Raw genomic sequence first — 25400 nt, 5'->3', positions numbered from 1 at the left:
CAGAACCTCGAAGCGTTTCGCGAGGAGCGTATGGAGCAGGGCCAGTCCGAAAATGACTGCGCCGGCGATTTCAACTGAATGTGGCATGTGTTCGCATTGAATGGCGATGGAACGGACTCTGGAACGCACGCGGTTGGTGTTGCCGCCGGCCGGATCGCTGGCCTCGCTTGTAGGCGGCTCTCAGCGTAGCCACCACATCGTGCCGCGTATCGGTAGCTGCAGCGGCTCGATAACATAAAACGCCAGGGCTCGATAACAGCGCCGTTTCGGGACCACATTGACTGAGAATACGGGCACGTCCAGGACCACATTACGTGAGAACGGGCTCACATTAATTGAGAACGGCTCGATAACATCGGCCAGCATCCACATTCCGCGAGAATGCCCGTCACGGTGCGAGGAGGGCGCGCTGCGTCGGTGACACCGTCGGCAGGTGCGCACATTCCCGGAGTCGTTCCATGTCGGATTCGGACACGACCGGCTGGCCTTCCATGCGGCCGGTTATCGCCGTGATCGAAATGTTTTTGGCAGACAACATGTGTGCCTCCGGCTGGAAAACAGGTTACAGATATCCGCGCAATCGCGGTCATTCCATACGTCGAGCCACGAACCGTCCAAGAAAATGAGCCGATCGATGGTTCCCAAATGTTGTATATCGAGCAACGCGCTCCGGTTGACGAACGCACCGGGTCGATCGTCAGGAAAGATGACCTGCATCAGGGGAGCGAAGCGCCGGGTTATCTCGGTGAAGCTCGCCTCACTAGACGGTTCCGTCACGTCAAGCCAGTAGACAAGCGCCGCCGTTGGACTTCCTGCCTTCCGGGCAATAAAACGGAGTGTTTTTTCGCCTGACGATTCATTCATGATCCCCTGCCCGGTTAGTACGTTCCTCTTTCAAAAGTAGTTCGGCGCTGCTTGCCGGGCTTGCCGATACGACGCGCTGTGGGGCGACTTTCGTAAGCCGGTGGTCGACCCATATCCGTCCCCATCGGATCGCGTACTGCAAGGCCTGCGCTGGGTCGTAGAAATGATCCAGCGCGTGGAAGCAGCGCTGTGTCGGGCAGCCCGGCCCTTCGATCACAAGATGGGCCGCGTGCAACGCACTCTCCACGGGTTCTGCTCGGGCCGTCAAACGGTAGCCCTGATGTTCAGCCTGATAGCTCACAGAGCCGATGCGCCTGCTTTGCGAAACGTTCCACTGCGAGGCCAAATTCTGGCCACTGATTGTGACGGAGCGTTCCTGCCTGACCGTCGGCGTCTCATTCAGACGTTTTGTTTGCGCTCTCATGGCTTCTCGATCCTTCGAAGACGATCCGATTCCGCCGCTGTTCGGTCGCGCGGCTAAAGACCTGCGAACAGGCAGCGCAACGGATCTCGAGTTTGTTCGGCACGCGGGCGGACGCCCATCACGCAAGTCGTGATGGAGTAGCCGACTATCGCCTGATGCGCCCAGCGTTTACCACTCCGCAAGTGGCGCTCGACTTTCTCACGCACGGTCGCTGGCGAAAGGTTGGTCTCAGGTAGTTCCGCGGCGCGCGCCACCCTCACGAGTAACCGGCAGCAGGCCGCTGGCGGTTTCAACTACGCTCTCATCCGTCAATTTGCTGAATGCCGGCCAGTCTCCACGCCTGGTTGCCACGTGCGTCGCTGACCATGTTCCAGACTTCCTGGAACGGCTGGGCAGTCGGCGCATCGTCTTCCCGCATTTGACCGTAAAAGCGAACGCTAACCAGCGTTTCATCCGCATTGCGTTCTGTGCCAAGCACTTCTGCGTCAAGTTGCGTGACTTCCGTATGACTCACCTGGCGACCCCGAGCTTCGAGGTCCCGCTTGATTTGCGCGAACATCTCCGGCGTCGTCAATTCGAACAGGTCACCCTGCTCGTTCCGGTCCCATGCGCCTTGAAGGCGCATGAACAAGGTCTTTGCCGATACAAGAAACGCCGCCTGATCTTGCTCGAGTGGTAGTCCCGTTGTCCTCTCCGTGTCCGCTGCGCCCGTCGAACCCATCGCCGCGTTCGGCCAGCCCCGCAAGTTCGCTTCAGGCCGCGCTTGCGGGATCTGATTCAGAAACCGTGAGCCGTTCGTTTGCTGGCGGTTCACGGGACCGTGTCCATAGGCAAGATCCGGACGACGCCGGTTGGCGATAAAGCGGAATAGCATCACGCCGGCGAAAATCACCGCCCCGATCAGCAACGCATTCGACAGCATCTGCGCCAGCCCTTCGCCCAGGCCAAACGACGACAGTAATGCTGCAATCCCAAGGCCCGCAGCGAGACCAGCCAGCGGGCCCATCCAGCGGTTACCCGCTGCCGCAGCTGGCGCCTGCGCGGCCTGTTGTGCCGGCTGTGCCTGTTGGCTTCGCTGCGCTTGTCCAGACGGCGACGCCGTCTGCGACTGCCGCCCGATGCTTTGACTCCCGCCTACGCGCTTCGCCTCGGCGTCGTTCGACGTCACGGCGCCCAGCGCCAGCAGTCCCGCCAGACCGAGCGCGGCCGTGCCGCGCGTGACTGCACCGGCAGCACCTCGTAATCTGTTGATGATTTGCGTGTACATAAAAACCTCTTTCGATGAGTCGCGAAACTGCCCGCAACGCGCTCCATTTGCGCGCGCAAATACATTACGAACAGTAATATTTTTAGCTACGCAAGCTCGCCGCCGGTTGTGCCTTCGATCCATCAAAAGCGGCGTGAAAACCGTTGCCGTGGATGTAGTGCTCCAGTTGCCGGATGGTGTGTTCCTGCTCGGAAATCAGGTTCTTGATCAGGTCGCCGATCGACACCATTCCTGTCACCTGCCCTGCGCTGATCACAGGCAGATGGCGAATCCGATGTTCTGTCATGATCGCCATGCACTCGTCCGTCGTCTGCTTCGGGCTGACATAACGCACCGCCGTCGACATGATGTCGCGCACAGGCGTATTCGTTGACGAGCGTTCCATCAGAACGATCTTCCGGGCGTAATCGCGCTCCGTCACGATGCCGGCTATGCGCCCGTCGTGCACGGCGATGAGCGCTCCAACCTCCCTGTGAGCCATGATCGATATCGCGTTGCAAACCGAAGCGGATGCCTCGATCGACCACACTGTCCGGGAAGCTTTCGCACGCAGCAATTCTGCAACCGATGCCATATGTCACCTCTGTCAGCTGTCATGAAACGCCCGCCGACACCTCGGGGCGAGGTTTCAATCTAACTGAACCCACACCAACATAAAATTCGTATTTTTATTGTCGATACTTCGAGAAAATCGTATCTTTCCGTAATCGACGGAGGGTTCATGAATTTCAAGCATCTCTATTACTTTTGGGTCGCGGCTCGCGCGGGCGGCATCGTGCGCGCGGGCGAGCAGTTGCACATCACGCCGCAAACGCTCAGTGGCCAGATCAAGCTTCTCGAAGAGGCGCTGGATAAGAAGCTGTTCAGGAAAACCGGCCGCACGCTCGAACTGACCGATGCGGGGCGCCTCGCGCTCGATTACGCGGACGAGATATTTTCGTTAGGTTCGGAACTCGAAAGCGCTGTGCGGCGCGAAAGCGAATCCGGTGCGCAAACGCGGTTTCGCGTCGGGATCGCGGATTCGGTCCCCAAGGCGATTGCGTACCGGCTGCTGGAACCTGCGCTGAGCGCGTCGGCGTCGCTGCGCATGATCTGTCACGAAGGCAAACTGCACGCGCTGCTCGCGCAACTGGCCGTGCACCGCCTCGATCTGATCATCGCGGACGCCCCCATTCCCGTCGACGTCAACATCAAGGCGTTCAATCACCGCCTCGGACGTTCGACGCTAAGCTGCTTCGGAACCCAGGCGCTGATTCAAAGCAGCAAAAAACGCTTCCCGATGTCGCTCGACAAGCTGCCTGTGCTACTGCCCGGCACGGAATCCGCCGTGCGGCGCAAGCTGGATCACTGGCTCGCCTCGCACGCCATTTCGCCGCGCATCGTCGGCGAGTTCGACGACGGAGCGATGACCATGGCATTCGGCTGCGAAGGCCGCGGCCTGCTGTTCGCGCCAACCGTGCTCGAAAGCCAGTTGCAGACAGAGCACAACCTGACGATAGTCGGGCAGATCAATTCGATCGTCGAGGAATTTTTTGCAATCTCTATCGAGCGCCACATCAGCCACCCGGCTGTCGCGATGATCATGGACGCGGCGCGTAGCGAACTGTTCAACGTTTAGGCGGGGCCGTTTCTGTGTAGCATGACCTCGCGATGCCGGCAACACCCTGGTTTGAGCGCGCTTGCGGCCCCTTACGTAGCAGGAACGCGGCGATCACCTCGAAGGTCTCGGTGCGAATGCACGCGTGTTCAATTCGATGATGACAATAGCTACTATCGCTATTCCATTAGAGCGATGAACAGATTGCTAATGTCCGCGAGAAGCACGCATGCGTTTTATATCGAGTCGACGTCCATACGCGATCTATCCAAAGTTTGCGGCCGACGGCTCGCCTGATCAAACGACCGGGCAGATGAAGGCTATGGCCGTTTCCGATGTGAAGGGTACGCCTCTCGCGATTGATATCCCGCATCTTGCGATGCTTCGTTACGTTGTCAGAATCGCTCTTTATTCAGACTCCTAGACGCGCCCGGTGACACGGGCGGTTCCCTCATGTTGAAGCGGGAACAGCTCCTGCAAGCAACTTCGTGTCGCAGTCACCACCTTCTATCCGCTGGCGGCTAGCCAGCCTCATCTGTTGCGCGTTGCGCCGGAATTTCTTTTCGGGAGCACGCCCCATCTCAAGAATCGGTTACGTGAGTAACCCGGGCACCCCACGGGCATGTTCACTTCAAACCGCCCATACATCGTGTCCCGCGCTTTCCATGGTGATGTTGTCGGAACGCCTTTGCGGATCACTGATTTCAGCTGCGCCCCCTCGGGTATCACCCCGTCCTTCAGATAGCGCCACAACGCAATTGCGAGACGCCGCGCCACCGCGACGATGGCGATACGTCGGGCGCGGCGATTCAGTGGGAGCCCTGCGTTCGCTGGAAGAACCACCGTGTCAGCACACTGTCGGGCTGGTACCGCAGCCAGGACCACGCCATCTCGATGAGCAGGGCACGCACCCGTCGATTGCCCTGCTTGCTGATGCCCTGATCTGTGCGGCTCCCGCCACTGTCGTATGGCTGTGGTACGAGGCCAAAGCACGCACCGACTTCACGCCGGTTGTGGAATGCCCGCCAGAACAGTTCGAGCGCAGGATGCATGCAGGTCAGTCAAAGTCGAACATATCGAACAGTGACTTCTTCTTGCGGCGCGGATCGTAGCGCTTGCGCTGATCGCCGTGGTAAGAATCGTTGCGCCGTCCCCACTGCTGGTCATGGTGGCCATCGCGGTCGCCGTAGCGCGCGTCGCGCTCGACCTGATTGCTTCTGTTGTCCGGTTCGGGCGTGTCCTGCATCTGGGTCAGCAGCTTGTCCAGCTCGCCGCGATCGAGCCATACGCCACGGCATGTCGGGCAATAGTCGATCTCGATGTTCTGACGCTCGGTCATCAGCAGATCGGGGGTCTTGCAAACGGGGCACTTCATTGCGTTGCTCCTTTCGTAACGTTCAACCTTTGGGCTGCCGGTCGGGGCGGCGTTCAACCGCCCCGATACTTCTGTCAGTCCGCTTCAGTCCGCTTCGTTCAGTTCGAGAAAGCCGAACCGCTGGTCTGCGTCTTTTCAGACCTCTCTTCGGAGCCGGCTTCACGCTCCGCTTCCAAAACTGTCGCCTTATGCTCGCGCTTGTCCTTTCTGCGCCGCGCCATCGTGTTCATGCCTTCGACGAAGCCTGCGAACGCCATGGCCGTGTAGATGTAGCCCTTCGGCACGTGCGAACCAAAACCTTCGGCAATCAGCGTCATCGCGATCACCAGCAGGAAGCTCAGCGCAAGCGTGACGATGGTCGGATTGCGCTCGATGAACTTCGACAGCGGGCGAGCCGCGAACAACATCGCCGTGACAGCAGCGATCACTGCAATGAACATGATGGGCAGGTGATCCGTCATGCCGACCGCGGTGATGATGCTGTCGACGGAAAACACGAGGTCGAGCAGCAGGATCTGGCCGATGGCAGCCGTCACCGTCAGGCCGCCGACGCCCATCGCAGGATTCGTGTGCGCCTCGCCGTCACGGCTCACGTGATGGTGCATTTCACGCGTGGCCTTCCACACAAGGAACAGACCGCCCGCGAGCAGGATCAGGTCGCGCCACGAAAACGCGTGATCGAACACGGAAAACACAGGCTCGGTGAGACGCGCGATCCACGCGACGGTGCCCAGCAGGCCGAGCCGCATCAGCAGCGCCAGCATGATGCCGATACGCTGCGTGCGCGCGCGTTGCGCTTCGGGGAGCTTGTTGCTCAGAATCGAAATGAAGATCAGGTTGTCGATGCCAAGCACGATCTCCATCACGACGAGCGTCACGAGTGCAGCCCATGCAGCGGGATCGGCGGCCAGGGTCAGTAAGGATTCCATTTGCGAGCGTCGTTCTCCGGTTGAGAAGAAAACGGCTGATTACTGGGTCACAGCCTGTGGAAAGCATGATCGCCTGGCGCCGTATTCGAAAAAACCAGTGATAAGCTGACGGTTGGTTCGGTTTTTTCGAGGTGAGGCCACACATGCTCAACTACCGGCACTTGCACTATTTCTGGGTCGTCGTGAAGGAAGGCGGGTTTGCGCGCGCCGCCGAACGGCTCGACATCGCGGTGCAAACCATCAGCGCGCAGGTGCGCGAACTGGAAAAATCGCTCGGACATCAACTGCTGAAGCCCGCCGGACGCGGCGTCGCGATGACGGAAGCGGGACAGGCGGCGTATGCGCGAGCGGAGGAAATCTTCCAGATCGGGCGCGCGTTGCACGACGAAGTGCGCGAAGCGGCCAGCGGGACCGTCGCGCGCTTCGCGGTCGGCTTGACGGATGGCATTTCGAAGCTGGCCGTCCATGCCATTCTTGCGGGCGCGCTGGACACGCCTTCTCTACGGCTGCTCTGCCACGAAGGCGAAGCGGAAGACCTGCTGGCGGAACTGGCGCATCACCATCTGGATCTCGTGCTGTCCAGCCAGCCCGCGCCGCACAACTCGAATCTGCGTCTATCCAGCGAGCGCCTGATCGCTTCGCCGATCGACTGGTACGGGCCGGCCGCCGTGGTGCGAAAAACGCATGTCGATCATTTTCCGCAATGCCTCGCGTCGCTGCCGGTGCTGCTGCCGACGGGGCACTCGTCGCTGCGTTCGCGCCTCGACCGCTGGTTCGAAGCGGAAGGCATCCGGCCACGCGTCGCGGGCGAGTTCGAGGACAGCGCGTTGATGGCGCTGTTCGCGTCGCGCGGCATGGGCGTGTTTCCGCTCGCGGCGTTCGGCGCCGAGCGCAACGATCCCATGCATCGCGGCTTGCGCTGGCTCGGCCGCTCGCCGGAAGTGAAGGAGGAAATACACGCAATCGTGTCGCGGCGCGGGCGGCATCATCCTTTGACGCAAAAGGTGTTGAGTGCGGCGCATGCGTGAGCGTGTTCGTGATCACCAAAAAGAAGGTTCGGTTTTTCCGAAGCTGCATTTCCGTTATTTCTGCTTTTCCTCGACGCCTCCTCACCGTACTCTTGAGCCGTACCCACGAAGGAGGTGTCTCATGCAAGTCCTGTTCAAGTCCCGCGACCGTGAAGCCGTCCGTCTGCGCAGCTTCGCGCGCCAACGCATCCGGTTCGTGTTTCGCCGCATGGACTGGCTGATTTCGAAGGCGACCGTCAGCATGTCGGACATCAACGGCCCGCGCGGCGGACTCGACAAACGCTGCCAGGTGCAGGTGCAGACGCCCGATGCTACGCCTGTCGTCGTGACGTCGATCGCAAGAGACTGGCGCGGCGCACTCGATCTCGCGCTGGCCCGCGCGGCGCGTTCGATCATCCGCAGGCAGCAGGCGCACATTGCGACTCGGCGTCCCCGTGATTTTGATGCCCTTTACGGGCGATGAACAAGGTACGCGCGAATTCCTATGAAGACAGATAGCAAACGTCTTGTGCTGAAATAGTAATATTACATAAACCTTTCGGTTATCCGGTGTCAAAGGAGAGTTGAGGGTTCTATGTCACCGCAGTCATTCAGCCAGTTTCCACAGGAGACTTGTGAATGAAAAGAATTTTGCTGTTCCTCGCCACCAACCTCGCGGTGGTGTTGGTGCTTTCAATAGTAATGAATGTGTTGGGCGTCGGCCGCTTCCTGACCGGGAGCGGGCTCGACTTCAATGCGCTGTTCGTGTTCTCGGTGGTGATCGGCTTCGCCGGTTCCATCATTTCGCTGCTTATCTCCAAACCGATGGCGAAATGGGCAACCGGGGCGCGTGTCATCGATTCGCCGCGCGATTCGACTGAGCAATGGCTGATCGACACTGTGCGGGAGCTCGGGCAGCGTGCTTGCATTCGTATGCCGGAAGTCGCAATTTTTGAAGGCGCGCCGAACGTGTTCGCCACAGGGGCTTTCAAGAATTCAGCCCTGTGGCTGTCTCCACCGGATTGCTGCAATCGTTGAACAAGGAGGAAGTGGAGGCTGTCCTTGCCCATGAGATATCGCACGTGAGCAACGGCGACATGGTCACCTTGACGCTCATTCAGGGCGTGGTGAATACCTTCGTGATTTTCTTGGCCCGTGTGGTCGGGTACTTCGTGGACAAGACCTTGTTTCGTACCGAACGCGGTGTCGGTCCCGGGTTCTACATTACCGTTATTGTTTGCGAGATTATTTTCGGCATTCTCGCTTCGGTGATCGTCGCGTACTTCTCGCGCCGGCGCGAGTTCCGCGCTGATGCGGGCTCTGCGCAACTGCTGGCTTCTCCGCGACCGATGATCAATGCGCTGGCCCGCCTGGGTGGACTTGCACCCGGCGAACTGCCGCAATCCTTCAAGGCATCCGGCATTACCGACAAGCCGGGGTGGCTCGGGCTCTTCTCCACGCACCCACCGATCGACAGGCGCATTGCTGTGCTGCAAAGCAGCGGGTAGTCAGTAAAGCAGGGCTGCGCGCGGCATTCCAACATGCGACGTCGACGTTTGGACAAGGGGTGCTCAGGCGCGGGCCGGTATGGGGCTTCCTGTAACGACCACGTGCCACGGCGCGCGGAAGCACCGGCGCGCCCGCAAATTCTCAGCGTATCCAAAGGGAAGGCGTTCATGGACGAGAGCTATCAGATGTCCCTGGTCAAGCGCATCATCCTTGCATTTCTTCTTGGCGGGCTCGTAGTGCTGAGCTACGTAGTGCTGCACCTGTTCCTGGTGCCAGTGGCCTGGGCCACCATCTTTGCCTACGTGACCTGGCCCGCCTATCGCCGCTTGCGCTCGCTTATGCGCGGGAACGCCACCGGCAGCGCGATGCTGATGACGATCATTCTCTCGGTGGCGTTCATTCTGCCGTCAATCTGGCTGATCGTGCTGCTGCGTGACGAACTGACCGCGGCCTACCAGACCGTCGCCAGCTACCTCGCCAATGGGCCGCACAAACTGCCGGAATTGATTGCGCGCGTCCCGTGGCTCGGGCTGTGGCTGCAGGATCTACTGAATCAAGTATCGGCCGATCCGATGGCTTTGCGCGCGCAAATCGCTGAGTGGGGGCGGCAGTGGACCGGAGAGGTCGGCCAGTTAGTCGGCGGCGTGGGTCGCAATGCGACGAAATTGGGCTTTGCCTTGCTGACGCTGTTTTTTATGTACCGGGACGGCGAAAGCGCGTTGGATCAAGTGCGCCGCATACTACGGCGTTTTCTGGGCGATCGCCTGGACGCCTATCTCGCTTCTATCGGCGGAACGACCAAGGCGGTCGTCTACGGGCTCGTGCTGACGGCACTGGCGCAGGGCGCGCTTGCCGGCTTGGGTTACTGGGTTGCCGGGATGCAGGCGCCGGTGTTGCTCGCTGCGTTTACGGTGCTGATCGCGTTGATACCCTTTGGCACGCCGTTCGTATGGGGATCGATCGGTGTATGGCTCCTCGTCACAGGAAAAACGATAGCCGGGGTCGGTCTTTTACTCTGGGGCGCACTGGTCGTTAGCTGGGTTGACAACCTGATTCGTCCGCTCGTGATCAGCAGCGCTACCCGGATACCGTTTCTTCTGGTCGTGTTCGGTGTGCTGGGCGGGCTTGCGGCCTTCGGCCTGGTAGGACTGTTCGTAGGTCCCGTCATCCTGGCGGTCCTGATGGCAGTGTGGCGTGGGTGGCTGGAGGAACAGGCAACCGTGGGCACTGGAACACAAGGCTAGCCCAACGCACTGCTGAAGTGATCAACTGCTTGCTGCAATCACTCACGGCTTGGGCAACGCGGCTAAAGCGAGATTTAGTCACGCTTATGTTCGCCAGTCGCGATCCGGCCACGCCGTTGCTTGCGAAATTTCTCGCATTGGCAACGGTGGCATATGCGTTCAGCCCTGTCGACCTTATTCCCGACTTCATACCCGTCCTCGGCATCTGACAGATCTGGTCGTCATGCCGCTTGGAGTCTGGCTTTGCTTGCGTCTCATCCCGAAGGCTGTCATCGAAGACAATTGCGGAAAGGCCGAAGGCTGGCTAACTGACAACCCGGTAAAGCCAAGAAGCATAGTCGGTCTCGCGACAATTTTGGCTATCTGGGCACTCGGCGCCTGGTTGCTGTGGCGTTGGCTTGCTCGCTGAACTGGTCGCACGCCTCGCACGTTGTGCGACAGCTGACGTAGCAATCGGTTGAATGTCCGGTCAAGCCAGTGCAACGGCCGGTTGAATCCGCCACGCCCAAACGGCCAGTCGTCAGATCTGGCATCGTGGCCTCTTGCCCTTGTCATGCGAGGCCAAGATCACCGAAGATCGGTGATCCGCCCATTCTTCCTGGGGACGACATGCATCCGTTCGCGAATTCCGCCAATCCAGCGGTCCACGATGACGTCTTTGCACTCTGGGATCGGCTGGCCGAGTTCTCCGCAGGCGAAGGCGATGCCGCGCTGTCCCATTTACTAACCACGCTCTGTGCGATGGTCACGGCACAGAATGCGCTTTGGGCCGTAGTTGTGAGATTGCCTTCGCCTGCGCCAAAGGATCCTTTGTTTGGCTGGCGTCCACGCCTGGTTCGGCTCCTGCATCCGGTACCCGCGATAGTCGCTTCCGTGCAGGAGCAGTTCGAAACGCTCTGGGCCGGCAAGATCGACTCGTCACATGTTGTAGCCGCGTCGGGGAACGAGCCGTTCTGCGCCAACCTGCTCTTCGAGGCGATGCCCGCTGAATGGTTTGAAGGAGAGCACTATCGCCGCCACTACCTCGAAGTCGGCCACGGCGACAGCATTCAGGTACGTTGCTCGCTCAACGACGATGTGCGGATTCATCTCTTCGTGTTTCGCGACGTGCGGGCACCTCGCTTCTCTGCGCCAGATCTCGAGCTTCTGGGCTTCGTGATGCATGGGCTGAGATGGTACTGCCGGCAGCAACTGCTCAGCCACGGCCTGCTTATCGCCGACGCTCCCCTGACGTCGGCCGAGCGAAGGGTGCTGCTGGGGCTGCTCGACGGACTCACGGAAAAGCAGATCGCCCGGAAGCTCGACCAAAGTCCGAACACGACACATGTCCATATCAAGTCGATCTACGCCAAGTTCAACGTCGGGAGTCGCGCAACGCTCACCGCGCTGTGGCTCGGCAAGTTGAGATAGCGAACTGCACGCGGTGGCGTTGCAGGCAACGATGCCGAACCGCCGTCTGCTCGATGCAATGCTGCGCCGCTTTACGCCTACCGCGTGCCGAATTGCTGAACTGGGCAAAAAACAACTACTCGGCCCGATTTGCCCGGAAACGCAGTTCTATGTCGATCCTTTCGAGCGCACCGTGACCGGCAAAGCACTTCGCGACAAATTAGGCGCCTGCGTTTTGACGCGCGCCGCCGTCCCATTCAATGGGTCCCCGAAGCAAGCCTTGGCAGGCGAATGACCGCCGGCCGGTGGGCGTTCTGCGCGCCGAAGATGGCACAGAGCCGCGACAGCAGGTGCCCAACAGCAACTTCGCCGTCACCGAGCGCGAAGTTCGCGAGTTCATCCTAGAGTGCGGACTGTTCGAGGTGGACGGGAGAGATGCCGTCGGCACCAGCTGGGCCGGGCTCACGCGATCACCTGTTCAGGTTATGTTCGGACGGCAGTGAATAACCTACGATCAGATCCAGACCAGTGTCGTATTGCAAGGTGACCATAACAACCACCGATCCTGGGCCCCGACCTCGTCGTCGAAGGAAGGAGATCACGTCGTGATTTCTGTACCGAAAGCGGATCGCCAGGTCGCTACGCTAGCGCTATTGACGCCGAGCGCTCAACGATGTTCCACGCTTAAGGAGCCGCGACATGAGTTACCCGAGCCGCGCCATACCCGTTCTAAGCTGCTGCGTATTCACAGTGATGGCCACCGCCGGATTTCAGTGCTGTATTGCTGCGACCCGTAACGCCGCTTTCGATTCCGGGCTGGATGACTCCGCCCAGGCGTCCCCTGTTTTGGGAAATACGCCGTTTCCACGCTTTGACTCATCGAAACTTCCGTTCGCTACGCAGCCATCACTTGATGACTCGATTGCCCTTTGCATGCCGGACCTCTATTGTTCGCTCGGCGTTCGATAGCACCGTCGGCCTGGGCGCACTCAGCGACAAGATCATGCAAGGCGGGTCCCTGCGCAACGGGCGCTGGCCCAATCCGGACTTGAATAAGGTATGGAGTCAAGGCGCCTCAGCGCCGAACGGTCGGCTCGGATCCAGGCCGTGCAATGGCAGCGCCAACTGAGGACCTGTCGCGACACGTTGAAGGAGCAACCATGCTCGCACGCAACATCATGAAGACGTCAGTCGTCACCGCAGCACCGAACATGACGATCCACGAGGCCGCCAGACTGCTCGTCGTCAACCATATCAGCGGCATGCCAGTCGTTGACGCGATCGGAAGGATCGTCGGCATCATCTGTCATCGTGACCTGCTGCATCGGGTAGAAAACGGGACTAGCCATGACAAGCCTCAGCGGTGGCGCGAGTTCCTGTGGTCATCGCCCCGAGGGCAGGCCGCGAGGTATGTGAAGGAGCACGGGCGTTTCGTCAGCGACATAATGTGCCACGAAGTGATCTCGATTCCCGAGGACATGCCACTCGCGCAGATTGCAGATGTCATGGAGCGTCGGCATCTGAAACTCGTGCCGGTGCTGAAACACGGTAAGTTGGTCGGAATCGTCAGCCGCTCAAACCTGATCTGTACGCTCGTTTCCGTTGTAGCAACCATGGACTCGGCGTCGCGCGACGACGCAAGTCTACGCGACGCGATAGCCCGGGAAATGTACGGGCAGCGCTGGGGGCTTCCGAAGCAGTGCGTAATCGTCAAGGAAGGCGTTGCACATCTATGGGGTGTGATCGAGAGCGAGGAAGAGAAACGCGCGATTCAGATTGCCGCCGAGGGCGTGGCGGGCGTCAAGCGCGTGGAATATCACCTGGAGTTCCCAAGCGTGATTCCAGCGCTGTAGTTTCCATACAGCGGCAACGCATCCTGAGGTTGGCCGTGAGTTGCCCCCGACCGGCGGACGCTTCGCCGATGGCTGGAGTCACGGCCAGATTGCCGGCAGAAGGTCCGGGCTGCGTGTTGCATCAGGCGATGCATCATTTGGCAGATGATGCGCGGGTAACCTGGCGGACCAGGAAAGTCCGAAACATGTGCGGGAGCAGTCGCTCGAAGGTCCGCGTGACGACGCTCGCGAATGACGGTTCCTGGCGGCGGATTCAACCGGTCGATGCAATAGTTCGATGGAACCGTTCAGCCGGCGTTTCGTAATCCAACGTCTTCCTTGGACGCTCGTTCAGCCTTCGAGCCACGGCGTTGAGTTTGGCCTGTGAGTAGACCGACAGATTGATGCCTTTCGGGAAGTATTGTCTCAACAGGCCATTGGTGTTTTCATTCGAGCCACGTTGCCAGGGGTGTTTCGGATCGCAGAAATACACGGCAATGTCGGTGGCGATGGTGAACCGTTTATGGTCCGCCATCTCTGATCCCCGATCCCAGGTAAGCGATTTATACAGTTCCTTCGGCAGCTTTCCAGCATGTCTGATGAGCGCATTGACTACTGTTTCGCTGTCCTTGCTGGCGATCTTCACCAGCATCACATAGCGCGTCTGACGCTCTACAAGCGTTGCAATCTGGCTACCGCCACTGCCACACAGGAGATCGCCTTCCCAGTGTCCCGGCACCGCGCGATCTTCCACGGTGGCGGGGCGTTCACTGATTGATACCGCGTCGCGGATCCTGCCGTGATCGTCCGTTTTCTGCGTGTGATGGCGCGAGCGACGCATGGCCCGGGTGCGCCGTAGATGCTCCAGCAGCTCTTTCTTCAATGCACCCCGTGCCTGAATGAAAAGACTGCGGTAGATGGTCTCGTGTGACACGTGGTAGTCCTCGCTGCCTGGCCAGGCTCGTTTGAGCCATCCAGCAATCTGCTTGGGCGACCACTGCAACTGGAGCTTGTCGGCCACGATATGGGCCAGCATGCGGTGTTCGACCATTTGCAGACTTTGGGGCGCAGCGACCGATCCCATGCCAGCTGGTCGGCGTGGCTGGCCCGATAGCCGCCCTGTCCACTGTTGTGCTTGATCTCGCGACAGACCGTGGACGGTGACCGCGACAGCCGCCGGGCGATTGACTGAATCGAATCGCCCGCGACGAGACCTCGCGAAATCTCCTCGCGTTCGGCAAGCGTCAGCGCCAGTCTGGATCGCTGGCGGGGTGCCGGCCGGATTCCTCCAGTTTGCGCCAGAATTCCCTGTACTGACGAGTGATTGCGGTCAAATAGCCGGGCGATGTGCTGCAGCGACTCGCCTTTACGCCAGCGTTCCCACATCAATGCCTTCTGGCTTTCGCTGTAATAGATCCGGCGCCTCTGTTTCATTTGCAACACTCCCGCCGCTCATGCGACGTTCATTGTGTTGCATCGACCGGTTGAATCCGCCCTCGCTGACCGACAGGCCTTCTTCTTCGAGCCGCTTCGCCGTACCGAGCCCGCCATATCCTGCCCGGTAGAGTTCTATCGCGCGCCGCCATGCTGCCGCTTTCTCCGGAATCAATTCGAACCGTGCGAGCTTGTCCGGGTTATCGATGTAGCGCACCCACGAGGGGGCTTGCGTGGGACTACCGACCAGCCCGCGAAACTTGCCTTCGGTCCACTGCTCGGCACGCTTGCGGAACGCGTCCCCGACAAGCTGGCTTTTGCGGTCGCTTTCTTCGTGCGCGCGAATCATCGACAGTACGCTATAGATGAGGCTCATCGGGTCGGCGCGCAGGCTGCCTGCGTTGTACTCGCGATTGTCGGTCGCGGTGACGACCGTAATCCCGGCATTGACGATGCTGGCAAGCTGCGCCTGAGCATCCAGCGCGCTCGCGCGCGAAAGGCGGTCGAAGTTTTCGACGATCAGAACCGAGCCCCAAGGGATGCGGCCTCCCTCAACGGCTTTGAGGAACGCGCCGAGCGCGCCCTTCTTGATGTGCTTCTGGGGTAGGCGCTCAGGCCTTCGTCGCGCATCGTCAGCGACTCGTTCAGCTCGAGGCTATGTGAGGCCGCCCACTTCGCGGCGTACTCTGCCTGACGCTCGGCGCTCGTGCCGGCTGCCTGCTTCAGCGAACTGAACCGCGTGTAGCTGTAGACTCTGCCAGGGGGATGGGAAGGCGCGAGTTTGCGCGCTGATTGACGTACGGGTGCCATCTCGATTCGACCAAAAAACGGGTGGAATCCTGAGTATATATTCAATAACCGCGAGGTTCGCCGCGCTATACCACAGCAGCGACCAGGTGAACACCGCGCGCCGCCCGAAGCGATCCGCGAGGAAACCGCACGCGATCGTGCCGATAAACAGGCCGCCAAACAGCGCGGCGATGAAACTCGCGACGCCGGTCGAGCCGAACAGACCATGCGTGGTCGCGGTCAACATGCCGCTTTTCACGAGGCCCGGCGCGATATAGCCGGAGTACAGAAGGTCGTAGAGTTCGAAGAAGAAGCCCAGGCTCAGCAGAACCACCAGCTTCCAGACGGAGCGCGTGGCAGGCAAGCGGTCGAGGCGCGCCGAAATGCTGCCGGCGTCGAGCGATGCATGGCCCGCCGCCTGAGCGGGCGTGCTGCGGGCGGCGCTGCCGGCCGCATCAGTGGAATGCGCCACGGTACCGCCGTTGCGCGCGACGGACCCCGCGGGATCGGGGAATGCCATGTTGTCTGTCTCCTTCTGTTGCGACTGCTTTTACGGCAGGCTGATCGCTTACCGCGGCCGGTTCGATGCCGGCCTTGCGTTTTGTCGCGCGTCGCACGCGCCACGATGGGTCGGCCGGAGTCCGGCCAGCGTTCTAGCCGTGCCCGCGTTGCAATTGTTCGAACGTGGTGATTTTCCCGGCCAGCGCGCTCGCCGCGACCGTGTACGGGCTCGCGAGCCAGACGTCGCCTGGTCCCGAACGGCCCGGAAAATTGCGGTTGATCGCGCTGATCGTCACGTCGTTCGGGTTGGCCGATTGTCCCGGTCCGCAGTTTGCGCACGAGCCGCAGCCAGGCATCACGAGCGTCACGCCCGCGCGCTCGAACACCGGCAGATAGCCCTGCTCCTCGCAATACGCGCGCACCGCCATCGTGCCGAATTGCAGATACAAACGCGTGCGCTCGGGCACCCGAAGGCCATGCTCGACGCCCCAGCGCAGCACCTCGTGATAGAAATCGAAGTCCTCGCGCTTGCCCGCGGTGCACGAGCCGCCGTACGCGATATCGATCGCGACGTCCTGTTCGAGCCGCGGCGCCGGCACGCCATTGCCGGGGTCGCCCGGACGCGCGAGCATCGGTTCGATCGCGTTCGCATCGATATGGATCATGTCGCGATAGGTCGCGTCCGCGTCGCTTTTCATCCAGCCTTCCAGCACGAAATCGACGCCGCGCCGCTCCTTCAGGAACGCGACCGTGCGCTCGTCCGGTTCGACGATGCCGGTAAAGCCGCCGAGTTCCGCGACCATGTTGGTCAGCGTCGCACGTTCGTCGATCGACATCGCGCGCACCGCCGCGCCGCCGTATTCGAACACGAGGCCGATCGCGCCGCCCGAGCGAATCGCCTCCATCCGCAGCAGATGCAGCACGACGTCCTTTGCCGTCACGCCGTCGCGCAACTGGCCGTCGATCTCGATGCGCAGCGTCTCCGGCACCTTGCAGCGCACGTAGCCCGTGACCCAGCTATTGGCGATTTCGGTCGCGCCCGCGCCAAATGCGAGGCAGCCGAGCGCGCCCGAATGCGGCGTGTGCGAATCGGTACCGCATGCTACCTGGCCCGGCAGCACGTATTGCTCGGCCATCAACGCATGACAGATGCCCTCGGAGCCGGGCACACCATCGAGCGCACCGTGCGAGCGCACCGGGTAGCCGCGCGAAAACGACGTGTGGCCTTCCATCAGATTCGCGACGCCCGGCAACAGACCGTCGCGCACGTGAGGGATGCTCTGCGGCGCGAGCACCAGATGATCCTGGAACGCGATGATGTGATCCGGCGCATGCAGCGGCGCGGGCTTGCCGAACGCCCGATGCATCAGATGCGCGCACATGCCGGTGAAATAGTCGTGGCTGAAGCGCCAGTCGGCGGCGATGAACACGCCGTCGCCGCGCTGCGCGCTCGCGGTGCCCGGATGCAGATGACGGTCGATGATCTTCTCGACCAGCGTTTTCGGCTCGGCGCCCGGCGCCTCGTTCGGGGCATCGCTCGCGCGCGCGCCCGGCGCGGGCCACTCCACGAACCGGCTATACGCGAGCAGCCCGCCGCTGCGGATGATCTGCTGCGTGAGCGAGTCGCGGCCTTTGAGGAATTCGTCGATCGGCACCGCAACGCCTGCGAGCAGGCGATCGAGCACGGAAAAATCGGTCGTGGTCAGAATGCCGATGTTGTCGCAGTTCTGCTGATAGATACGCTCGAAGCTCTCGGCAACGACCAGGCGAATACCTGCGGACAACTCCGCGAGCGGGCTCGATTCGCGCGACGAGCCCTTGCCGTAGCGCTTGCCGGCCACCGTCACGCGAAAGCCGCCGTCCTTCACCGCATTGCGGCCGATCGGCAGACGCTCGCCGGCCTTGAAGCCGACGTACGGGTACTGGCCGAGGCGCTCGTCGTAGGTGAGCATTACGGTGACGGGCGTGATCTCGTCCGTCGACACGTTGTCGCGCAACGGCCCCGCCGTGTCGCGAGTGAAGTTTTCGCCGGCCAGTTGCGCCTCGATCACGGCCGGGTCTTGCGACAGGTACAGCACGCGGCCGTCCAAACGAATCGTATCGCTCATCACTGCATTCTCCTTGCGCTCACTATACGGTGCGCAAGGCGGATGCCGAAGTGCCGGTGCGGCAATGCTGCCGTCTCGTTTCGCGAATGCTCGATGGCGGAGCCGCGGCGCGGAGTGCGGGTGGTGGAATCGTCTAAGGCGGATTGCCGAGGAACGACACCAGCGCGGCCGCGCTCGCGCTCAACTGCTCGCGCGCCTTGAAGATGATGATCAGATGACGCTCCGCCCACGCATCGGCAAGCGGCAGCAGCCGCACGTCGAGCGTGTTCACGTAGAGCAGGCCGACCGGCTCGGGCACGATCGCGATGCCGAGCCCCGCATGCACCATCCGGCACAGCGCATCGAGACTGCTCACGCGCATCCGCACGTCGAGCTGCTGGCCCGCGCTCGCCGCCTGCTGCGCGAGCAAGCGTGTGAGCGCGCTTTCGCTGCGCAAGCCGACGAAGCTGTCGTGCAACAGATCGTCGAAGTTCACCCGCGCCGCGCTCGCGAGCCGATGCCCACCCGGTACGAGCACCGCGAGCCGGTCCTGGCGGTACGGCATCTGCTCGAACGCCTCGCTGCCAGCAACCGGATTGCAGATGCCGAAGTCCGCGCCGTGTTCGTCGACGATACGCAGCACGTCCGCGCTGTTTTCTTCTTCGAGTTCGATCGCTACATCCGGGAACGCGCGGCCGAACGCGGCCACGTCTTCAGGCAGAAACTGCACGATCGACGACAGATTCGCGACCACCCTCACGCGCCCTTTGACGCCCGTCGAAAAGCGCGACAACTCCGCGCTCATCTGCTCGATATTGCCGATGATCGCGAGCGCGTAGCGCAGCACGGTCTCGCCGACCGGCGTCACGGTAATGCCGCGCGACTGACGCTGAATCACCGGCAGCCCGATCAGCGCCTCGATCTCGGCGATGCGCCGGCTCACCGCCGACGACGCGATGAACTCGCGCTGCGCCGCGCGCGCGATATTGCGCTCCTGGCAAACGGCGACGAACAGACGCAGCGAAGTCAGATCGAGTTTCTTGAGCAGGTTTTCCATGGGACGAGGCGACGGATCTTACGACAATGGCGGCAGATCGCTGGAATCGTGGCCGTTATCGTCTCACGGCAAGCGGTGTTGCGCCATTGCGCCGACGGCGGCCCTCACAGCGCATCATGAAAGATGATGCCGACCGTATGCCGATGTCCCGAGCGCAGGCGGCTCACGCCGTGCCGCAGATTCACGCGATACGGCCCGCGCGTACCCTGCACGGGCCGGCTGTTCACGGTGAACACGACCGCGTCGCCCTTCGCGAGCGGCACGACTTCGGCACGCGACTGCATGCGCGGACGCTGCTCGGTCATCACGAACTCGCCGCCTGTGAAGTCGCGCCCCGGCTCCGACAGCAGTACCGCAACCTGCAGCGGGAACACGTGTTCGCCGTACAGATCCTGATGCAGGCAGTTGAAATCGCCCTCGCCGTATTGCAGGATCAGCGGCGTCGGACGCACCTGGCCGGCGTCATGGCAGCGTCGAATGAAATCCGCATGTTTCGGCGGATAGCGCACGTCGATGCCCATCGCCATGTTCCAGCGGTTCGCGACCGGCACGAGGTGGGGATAAAGGGCACCGCGCAAGCCGCCGACGAGCGACGGCAGCGGATACGCAAAGTACTTGTATTCGCCGCGACCGAAGCCGTGGCGCGCCATGACGACGCGGCTGCGATAAAGCGCGTCGCGTGTATAGAGAGCGCTCAGCGCGTCGCATTCGCGGGGCGTCAACAGTTGCGGCACGGCGGCGCAGCCGTACTGATCGAGATCGTGTTCGATGCGCGGCCAGTCGAGTGCGTCGGCGCGTTGGTCGATCGTTTGGGTGGGAGCGATTGCGTTCATCGTCGATGAGTGGGCGGCGCGGGCTCGTCGCCCGCGCCATCAAAGTAGGTAGCTCGATGAACTTAGTGTACGAGTGTGGTGGCGGGAAAACACTCCGGGTCTTGCGGTCAAATTCAGCCGCACTGCACGGACGGACGATTCACGCTACGCTGTCGGTATCGTTGCGGCCGCACTTGCCGCCGCCGCATCGCACTTCATTCCGCCTAGGACAACCATGAAACAGCAGCTCACCATCGATTTTGTTTCCGACATCGCCTGCCCGTGGTGCGCGATCGGCCTGTCGTCGCTGCAGCTCGCGCTCGCGCGGCTTCAGGACAAAATCGACGCGCGCATCGTCGTGCATCCATTCGAACTGAATCCGCAGATGGGACCGGACGGCGAAGACATCGTCGAGTATCTCGGCAAGAAATACGGCCGCACGGCCGCGCAGATCGCCGAAACGCAGGCGATGATCCGCGAACGCGGCGCGAGCGTCGGCTTCGATTTCGGTCCGCGCACCCGCACCTACAACACGTTCGACGCGCACCGCCTGCTGCATTGGGCCGGCCTGAAGGGCCACCAGTTGCCGCTGAAGCTCGCGCTATTGCGCGCGTATCATGCCGACGGCAAGAATCCGGGCAATCATGACGTGCTGGTCGAAGCGGCCCAGTCGGTAGGACTCGACGCCAACGAAGCGCGCGACGTGCTGACGAGCGGCGCGTATGCCGATGAAGTGCGCGAAGCGGAAAAGAACAATCAGGAAATGGGCATTCAATCGGTGCCGTCGATCATTTTCAACCGCCGCTATCTGGTGACCGGCGGCCAGCCGGTCGAGCAATTCGTGCAGGTGATCGAGGAGATCGTGGCGAAAGAGACAGCGTAAGGTTCATCGTCGAAGCGAAGCGTAATGGACGGCCCATTCTGAGCACCTGGCTCACGCATGCACTCGCGAATGCTTGCGTGTTGTCTCTTCAACACATCTGAGCAAAGATAGCCTGGGTCCATTGTCCAAGCCGTCCCGGCTGCTTGCAACAGGTCTTTCTTATCCCACTGCACGCGCCTTAGAGCCGCTTACAGATAGCTGCAAACGTAGTCCAGCGTTTCAACCACATCGATATCGAAGCGGCTCTTGCCAGGCACCGAGAACGATTCGCCCGCGCCATAGGTCTTCCACTCATCGCTGCCGTCGAGACGGATGCGGCATTTGCCCGCCTGCACTTCCATCAGCTCCGGCGCGTCGGTGCCGAAGTTCAGCGTGCCGGGCAGGATCACGCCGAGCGTCTTGCGCGTGCCGTCGGCGAACAGCACGGTGTGCGACACGCACTTGCCGTCGAAGTACACGTTGGCTCGTTTGACAACAGAAACCTGGTCGAATTGCGTTGCAGCCGTCATGGCGGTCTTCCTCTGGATCATCGTGAAGGGATGCGTTGCGGCCCGGTGGGCGCGGCAGACGGCGCGCGATCCGCGCAAGCCGCCCGCGCAGGGCCCCTGCCGGGCGCGAGCCCGCCATCATACATGGCTATTGATGGCGGCAATACGGTAAAGTCTGCCAGAACCATATCGACACCTACACAGACTCATTCGACCCATGCGCTCTCCCGCTCCTTCCGCCGGCGCCGTATTGTTGTTGATCGATCTGCAACGCGCGATCGATCATCCGAGCTGGGGCGAGCGCAACAATCCCGCCGCCGAGACGCAGGTGAGCCGCTTGCTCGCGCATTGGCGTAGCCGAGGCTGGCCGGTGTGGCATGTGCGGCACGACTCGACGGAGCCTGGGTCGCACTATCGGCCGGGTCAGGCGGGACACGAATTCAAGGCGTCGAACGTGCCGTTGCCCGACGAACCGGTGATTGCGAAACGCACGAATAACGCGTTCATCGGCACGGGACTCGAGGACCGCCTGCGCGCCGCCGGCCACTCGACGCTGGTCGTGGCGGGCGTCATCACCAACAACTCGGTCGAGGCCACGGTGCGAATGGCCGGCAACCTCGGTTTCGATACGTATCTCGTGGCCGACGGCTGTTTCACTTTTGCACGGACCGACTGGCACGGAACGCCGCGCAGCGCCGACGACGTTCATGCGATGTCACTGGCCAATCTCGATCACGAGTACTGCACGGTCGTCACGACGGACACGCTATTGGGCAACGGGCAACCGCAATAACCGCAGCGTCGATCTGCTGCGCGGCGAGCGACAATCAGGTGGAACAGGAGGACTTGTGAGAAAAGACAGCGCGAGCGCCCCGATTGGCGTCATTGCCGCGGCAGCGATTGCGATCGGCACTGCGACCTGTGCGAATGCGCAAACCAGTGGCGGCATGCCGAACGATGCTTCCGCGCAAAGCCAATCCATCGCGGTATCGCCGGCTCGCAACAGACCCGATAGCGAGCTCGCGCGCGACGTGCGGCGCGCGCTCGCACGCACACCGAACCTGCATTCAACGTCGATTCACGTGCAGGCGCGCCGCGGTATCGTGACGCTGACCGGTTGGGTACCGCAGCGCGCTCAGGTGCAACGCGCGGGCAGTGTCGCGAGGTCGGTGCGCGGAGTCAGACAGGTGAATAACCATCTGAATGTGCGCACGAGAGGTGCCAGCGGTCACTAGCGCAAAACGAATAAAAGAAAGTACTCAGCCCGCCACGAATGCGGCGGGCTGAGTACTTTCTATCGGCCAATCAATCGATGCGTGCGAGTATTCGCCGCGGCGTTCCATTGCTGCGCAACGCCGCCACGACTCGCGCAATACCTCAACGCCACATACGATAGCTGTAGACCGGCGCGCGATACGCATACACGCGCGGCTGCGCCCAATAGACCGGCGGACGATAAACCTGATAAGCGACAGGCGCGACCGGTTGAACCACCGTTTCCACGACCTGCGGCACTTCATCGTATTGCGCCTGCGGATAAACCGGCACGTACTGCACGGGCGGCTGAGGATAGTCCTGCCGCACGTATACCGGCTGGTTGTCGTAGACCGGCTGCATCTGCGCGTAGGCCGGCGCCTGCTGGTATTGCATTGGCGGCGGCGCGTATTGCGGCTGCTGGTACACCTGCTGATATTGCTGTTGCGGCGGCGGTTGCGGCACCTGACGCTGCGCGTATTGGACCGGCCGCGGCTTCTGAGGCTGCGGCGGAATACTCGTGTACTTCGAGTTATCGTCTTCGGGAACGCCCGGCGGCAGCGGCGGCACGTCGACCCGCGCGACGTCGGTCCTGGCGGGTTGCCGCTGACCGTGATTGTGCGAGTCGATCATTGCCTGGTAATCGGCCTGATCCTGCTTGCCGCGGTTGATATAGCCATTGCGATACGCGCGGGCCACGTCCGACATCTTCGCATTCGGATCTTCTTTCATGCCGTCCGCATTGACCTTGTACTCGTTCGGACTGAGCGAGCCGGCCGGCACCTCGTCGACGGACGCATACGCTGCTTCGGGTCCGTCGGCCCACGCTGGATAACACTGCAGCGTTAGCACCGAAGCGACCGTCGTCACCCCGAGCCCCCAAAGCGTCGTTGTTCTCATGATCCACCTCGCGGCCGATTAAGAGTATTGAAAGCCGAAATTTTTACTTGCAGGTGTGGCTATTTGTCTGCGCGTGCAATTGTTATTTTTTAGCACATTCCTTTGACGTCGGCATTATTTTTTCTTTGCAAATGAGCGGTGTAGCGCACGAGTGACACGGCGGGTCCAAAGGCGAGCCAGGAGAAACCCTGAGAGTCAGAGTTGCCGAAATGGACCGCCTGGTACGGCGGTTCCGCACGCCGCCGCGGAGCGATTCTTTTCGCCCTGAATGACGTAGTAGCAACGCGGCCTTTCAGCGCGCCATGTCGTATCAAGCGCTACGCGACAACTCGGCTTTCCCTATTGCGCGCACTACCGTTCTCTGCTCGCGCGAAAGTCAAACAATTCGCATAAAGGAGGCTCCGCAATTCGCGTTGAATACCTTCCGAAAGATTCGCGGATTACGATTCACTTTATCTTTGCACGCGGCATTCGCTTTGCTGAATACGGACATTTCCGTCCTGTCCCGGAGGCAGCCCATGAAAGACACCGCCACGCCAACCGCCGCGGATCGGGTTCCACTGACCGCCGCGCCTGCATCGAGCGCCGGTGACGACGGCTCGCTGCCGCATCTGCGCGAGATTGCGTCGTTCGGGCACCAGGTGACCGGCGTCGCCGTCGCCGCGGACGGACGCATTTTCGTCAACTTCCCGCGCTGGACAGAAGACGCGCCGATCTCCGTCGGCGTACTCACACCCGATGGCGACGTCCGTCCTTATCCCGACGATCGATGGAACGGCTGGCGCAATGCCAGGCGTGACGAGTTGAACCCGCAGGATCGCTGGGTCTGCGTGCAGGCGATGCTGTGCGATTCCCAAAACAACCTGTGGGTACTCGACCCCGGCGCGCCGGCCCAGGCGTTCGTCGTGCCGGGTGCCCCTAAACTGGTCCGCATCGATCTTGCGACGGATAGCGTCGTCGGCTGCATTGCGTTCACGCTCGAAATCGCGCCTCAGGGCAGCTATCTGAACGACGTGCGCATCAGTCCGGACGGCCGTTTCGCCTACATCACGGACTCTGGAACACGCGGCGCGATCGTGGTGGTCGATTTCGGCACCGGTCAAGCGCGCCGCGTGCTCGACGGGCATCCGTCGACGCAAACGGATCCGGGCGTCACGGTCCATGCTGGCGGCGCACCACTGCGGCGTCCCGATGGACGCGGCGTCGAATTGGCGGCCGACGGCATCGCGCTCACTCGCGATGGACTGTATCTGTACTGGCAGGCGGTGAAGGGCAAAACGCTTTACCGCGTGCCCACCGAAGCGCTTCGCGATACCACGCTCGCGACCGATGAAGTCGGCAACCGCGTCGAGAAAGTGCTCGAGCATCGCCCCGCCGACGGGCTGCACATCGACCGGACGGGGCGCCTGCTGATTACCGCGGTCGAAGAACATGCGGTGAAGGTATGGGACGGCGCGACATTGACGACGTTGCTGCACGAGCCCGGCCTGCGATGGCCGGATACGTTCGCGGAAGGGCCGGACGGCACGATCTACCTGACCGATTCACGCATTCCCGAGATGAACTGGTTCAAGCCGGGCCATCCCGACGCGCTGTCTTCGAGGTTGCTGATCATTGCCGACGCCGCTCCGTCAGCGGCGCCGGACACCAAACCGGGCACGCCGCCCGGCTCGCAAAGCGAAGCGGATCGGAACCGCTCACCCGACTGACGCCACACCGCGGCCGCCGTTCGTCCGCGCGGCCCGGCGCGCCGAGGCC

The 25400-nt window shown here is 61.6% G+C and carries 24 protein-coding genes and 4 pseudogenes; 13 read left to right on the top strand and 15 right to left on the bottom strand.

The window, feature by feature from the left end; translation table 11 throughout:
- Positions 1-388 precede the first annotated feature (388 nt).
- The 4 genes from HDG33_RS10985 to HDG33_RS10970 all read right to left on the bottom strand — a co-directional run bounded on the left by HDG33_RS10985 (position 389) and on the right by HDG33_RS10970 (position 3129).
- Entirely contained in the window at positions 389-538 is a 150-nt protein-coding gene (locus HDG33_RS10985) for a hypothetical protein (RefSeq protein ID WP_184025760.1), read from the bottom strand.
- Positions 539-856: 318 nt separating this feature from the next.
- Positions 857-1288, bottom strand: coding sequence for a hypothetical protein (locus tag HDG33_RS37265; RefSeq protein WP_260330397.1), 432 nt, complete (start codon positions 1286-1288; stop codon positions 857-859).
- Between the two features lie 301 nt (positions 1289-1589).
- Positions 1590-2555 carry a Tim44 domain-containing protein gene (locus HDG33_RS10975; RefSeq protein ID WP_184025746.1) on the bottom strand — a complete coding sequence of 322 codons (966 nt, stop codon included), beginning with the start codon at positions 2553-2555 and terminating at the stop codon, positions 1590-1592.
- Positions 2556-2637: 82 nt separating this feature from the next.
- The gene (locus HDG33_RS10970) at positions 2638-3129 is read right to left on the bottom strand and encodes a CBS domain-containing protein (protein ID WP_184009693.1); all 492 of its coding nucleotides are present in this window, start codon (positions 3127-3129) and stop codon (positions 2638-2640) included.
- Between the two features lie 147 nt (positions 3130-3276).
- On the opposite strand from HDG33_RS10970, the gene nhaR reads away from it, so the two are divergent.
- On the top strand, positions 3277-4173 hold the full coding sequence (gene nhaR, locus HDG33_RS10965; protein ID WP_184025580.1) for a transcriptional activator NhaR: 897 nt from the start codon (positions 3277-3279) through the stop codon (positions 4171-4173).
- 681 nt (positions 4174-4854) lie between these two features.
- Here the strand turns inward: nhaR and HDG33_RS10960 are convergent.
- From HDG33_RS10960 to HDG33_RS10950, 3 genes and pseudogenes are all read right to left on the bottom strand, one after another.
- Positions 4855-5192: pseudogene (locus HDG33_RS10960) on the bottom strand (transposase); the annotation flags it as partial.
- 17 nt (positions 5193-5209) lie between these two features.
- Positions 5210-5527 (bottom strand): zf-TFIIB domain-containing protein, encoded by a 318-nt coding sequence (locus HDG33_RS10955; protein ID WP_184025577.1) that lies wholly within the window; start codon positions 5525-5527, stop codon positions 5210-5212.
- Between the two features lie 98 nt (positions 5528-5625).
- A complete protein-coding gene (locus HDG33_RS10950; RefSeq protein WP_184025574.1) occupies positions 5626-6456 on the bottom strand; it encodes a TerC family protein in 831 nt (276 codons plus the stop codon).
- A 143-nt stretch (positions 6457-6599) separates the two neighbouring features.
- Here HDG33_RS10950 and HDG33_RS10945 point away from each other — a divergent pair, with 143 nt between their 5' ends.
- The 8 genes and pseudogenes from HDG33_RS10945 to HDG33_RS10910 all read left to right on the top strand — a co-directional run bounded on the left by HDG33_RS10945 (position 6600) and on the right by HDG33_RS10910 (position 13458).
- Positions 6600-7484, top strand: coding sequence for a LysR family transcriptional regulator (locus tag HDG33_RS10945; protein WP_184025571.1), 885 nt, complete (start codon positions 6600-6602; stop codon positions 7482-7484).
- A 121-nt stretch (positions 7485-7605) separates the two neighbouring features.
- Positions 7606-7947 (top strand): HPF/RaiA family ribosome-associated protein, encoded by a 342-nt coding sequence (locus HDG33_RS10940; protein ID WP_184025743.1) that lies wholly within the window; start codon positions 7606-7608, stop codon positions 7945-7947.
- 155 nt (positions 7948-8102) lie between these two features.
- Positions 8103-8971: pseudogene (gene htpX / locus HDG33_RS10935) on the top strand (protease HtpX).
- A 168-nt stretch (positions 8972-9139) separates the two neighbouring features.
- The gene (locus HDG33_RS10930; RefSeq protein ID WP_184025568.1) at positions 9140-10216 is read left to right on the top strand and encodes an AI-2E family transporter; all 1077 of its coding nucleotides are present in this window, start codon (positions 9140-9142) and stop codon (positions 10214-10216) included.
- Between the two features lie 86 nt (positions 10217-10302).
- Positions 10303-10425: a YkvA family protein gene (locus tag HDG33_RS38230; protein ID WP_409258999.1), complete on the top strand. Its 123-nt coding sequence runs from the start codon at positions 10303-10305 to the stop codon at positions 10423-10425.
- Positions 10426-10825: 400 nt separating this feature from the next.
- Entirely contained in the window at positions 10826-11626 is an 801-nt protein-coding gene (locus HDG33_RS10920) for a helix-turn-helix transcriptional regulator (RefSeq protein WP_184025565.1), read from the top strand.
- Positions 11627-11657: 31 nt separating this feature from the next.
- Positions 11658-11900: a hypothetical protein gene (locus HDG33_RS10915; protein WP_184025562.1), complete on the top strand. Its 243-nt coding sequence runs from the start codon at positions 11658-11660 to the stop codon at positions 11898-11900.
- 865 nt (positions 11901-12765) lie between these two features.
- A complete protein-coding gene (locus HDG33_RS10910) occupies positions 12766-13458 on the top strand; it encodes a CBS domain-containing protein (RefSeq protein WP_184025559.1) in 693 nt (230 codons plus the stop codon).
- A 253-nt stretch (positions 13459-13711) separates the two neighbouring features.
- Here HDG33_RS10910 and HDG33_RS10905 read toward each other — a convergent pair.
- From HDG33_RS10905 to HDG33_RS10880, 6 genes and pseudogenes are all read right to left on the bottom strand, one after another.
- Positions 13712-14871: pseudogene (locus tag HDG33_RS10905) on the bottom strand (IS30 family transposase).
- Positions 14804-15247, bottom strand: a complete 444-nt coding sequence (locus HDG33_RS10900) for a hypothetical protein (protein WP_409258997.1) — start codon at positions 15245-15247, stop codon at positions 14804-14806. Before HDG33_RS10900 ends, HDG33_RS10905 begins: the two are co-directional and overlap by 68 nt.
- A gap of 480 nt (positions 15248-15727) precedes the next feature.
- Positions 15728-16180 (bottom strand): annotated as a pseudogene (locus tag HDG33_RS10895) (MFS transporter); the annotation flags it as partial.
- A 133-nt stretch (positions 16181-16313) separates the two neighbouring features.
- Complete coding sequence (locus HDG33_RS10890; protein WP_184025556.1) at positions 16314-18269, bottom strand: aconitase family protein; 1956 nt, start codon at positions 18267-18269, stop codon at positions 16314-16316.
- Between the two features lie 133 nt (positions 18270-18402).
- A complete protein-coding gene (locus tag HDG33_RS10885; RefSeq protein ID WP_184025554.1) occupies positions 18403-19305 on the bottom strand; it encodes a LysR family transcriptional regulator in 903 nt (300 codons plus the stop codon).
- A 104-nt stretch (positions 19306-19409) separates the two neighbouring features.
- A complete protein-coding gene (locus HDG33_RS10880; RefSeq protein ID WP_184025551.1) occupies positions 19410-20138 on the bottom strand; it encodes a 2OG-Fe(II) oxygenase in 729 nt (242 codons plus the stop codon).
- Positions 20139-20352: 214 nt separating this feature from the next.
- On the opposite strand from HDG33_RS10880, the gene HDG33_RS10875 reads away from it, so the two are divergent.
- Positions 20353-21000, top strand: a complete 648-nt coding sequence (locus tag HDG33_RS10875; protein ID WP_184025548.1) for a DsbA family oxidoreductase — start codon at positions 20353-20355, stop codon at positions 20998-21000.
- Between the two features lie 188 nt (positions 21001-21188).
- On the opposite strand, the gene HDG33_RS10870 is transcribed toward HDG33_RS10875, so the two are convergent.
- Positions 21189-21509, bottom strand: a complete 321-nt coding sequence (locus HDG33_RS10870) for a pyrimidine/purine nucleoside phosphorylase (RefSeq protein ID WP_008917257.1) — start codon at positions 21507-21509, stop codon at positions 21189-21191.
- A 229-nt stretch (positions 21510-21738) separates the two neighbouring features.
- Between HDG33_RS10870 and HDG33_RS10865 the strand changes: the two genes are divergently transcribed.
- Complete coding sequence (locus HDG33_RS10865; RefSeq protein WP_409258996.1) at positions 21739-22281, top strand: cysteine hydrolase family protein; 543 nt, start codon at positions 21739-21741, stop codon at positions 22279-22281.
- A 55-nt stretch (positions 22282-22336) separates the two neighbouring features.
- Positions 22337-22723, top strand: a complete 387-nt coding sequence (locus HDG33_RS10860) for a BON domain-containing protein (RefSeq protein WP_184025543.1) — start codon at positions 22337-22339, stop codon at positions 22721-22723.
- Positions 22724-22865: 142 nt separating this feature from the next.
- On the opposite strand, the gene HDG33_RS10855 is transcribed toward HDG33_RS10860, so the two are convergent.
- Complete coding sequence (locus HDG33_RS10855; protein WP_184025540.1) at positions 22866-23642, bottom strand: hypothetical protein; 777 nt, start codon at positions 23640-23642, stop codon at positions 22866-22868.
- A gap of 518 nt (positions 23643-24160) precedes the next feature.
- On the opposite strand from HDG33_RS10855, the gene HDG33_RS10850 reads away from it, so the two are divergent.
- The gene (locus HDG33_RS10850) at positions 24161-25351 is read left to right on the top strand and encodes an L-dopachrome tautomerase-related protein (protein WP_184025537.1); all 1191 of its coding nucleotides are present in this window, start codon (positions 24161-24163) and stop codon (positions 25349-25351) included.
- Positions 25352-25400 lie beyond the last annotated feature (49 nt).

The sequence above is a fragment of the Paraburkholderia sp. Cpub6 genome (assembly GCF_014201065.1).
GTDB lineage: Bacteria > Pseudomonadota > Gammaproteobacteria > Burkholderiales > Burkholderiaceae > Paraburkholderia > Paraburkholderia tuberum.
This window is presented reverse-complemented; position numbering and strand designations above follow the sequence as displayed.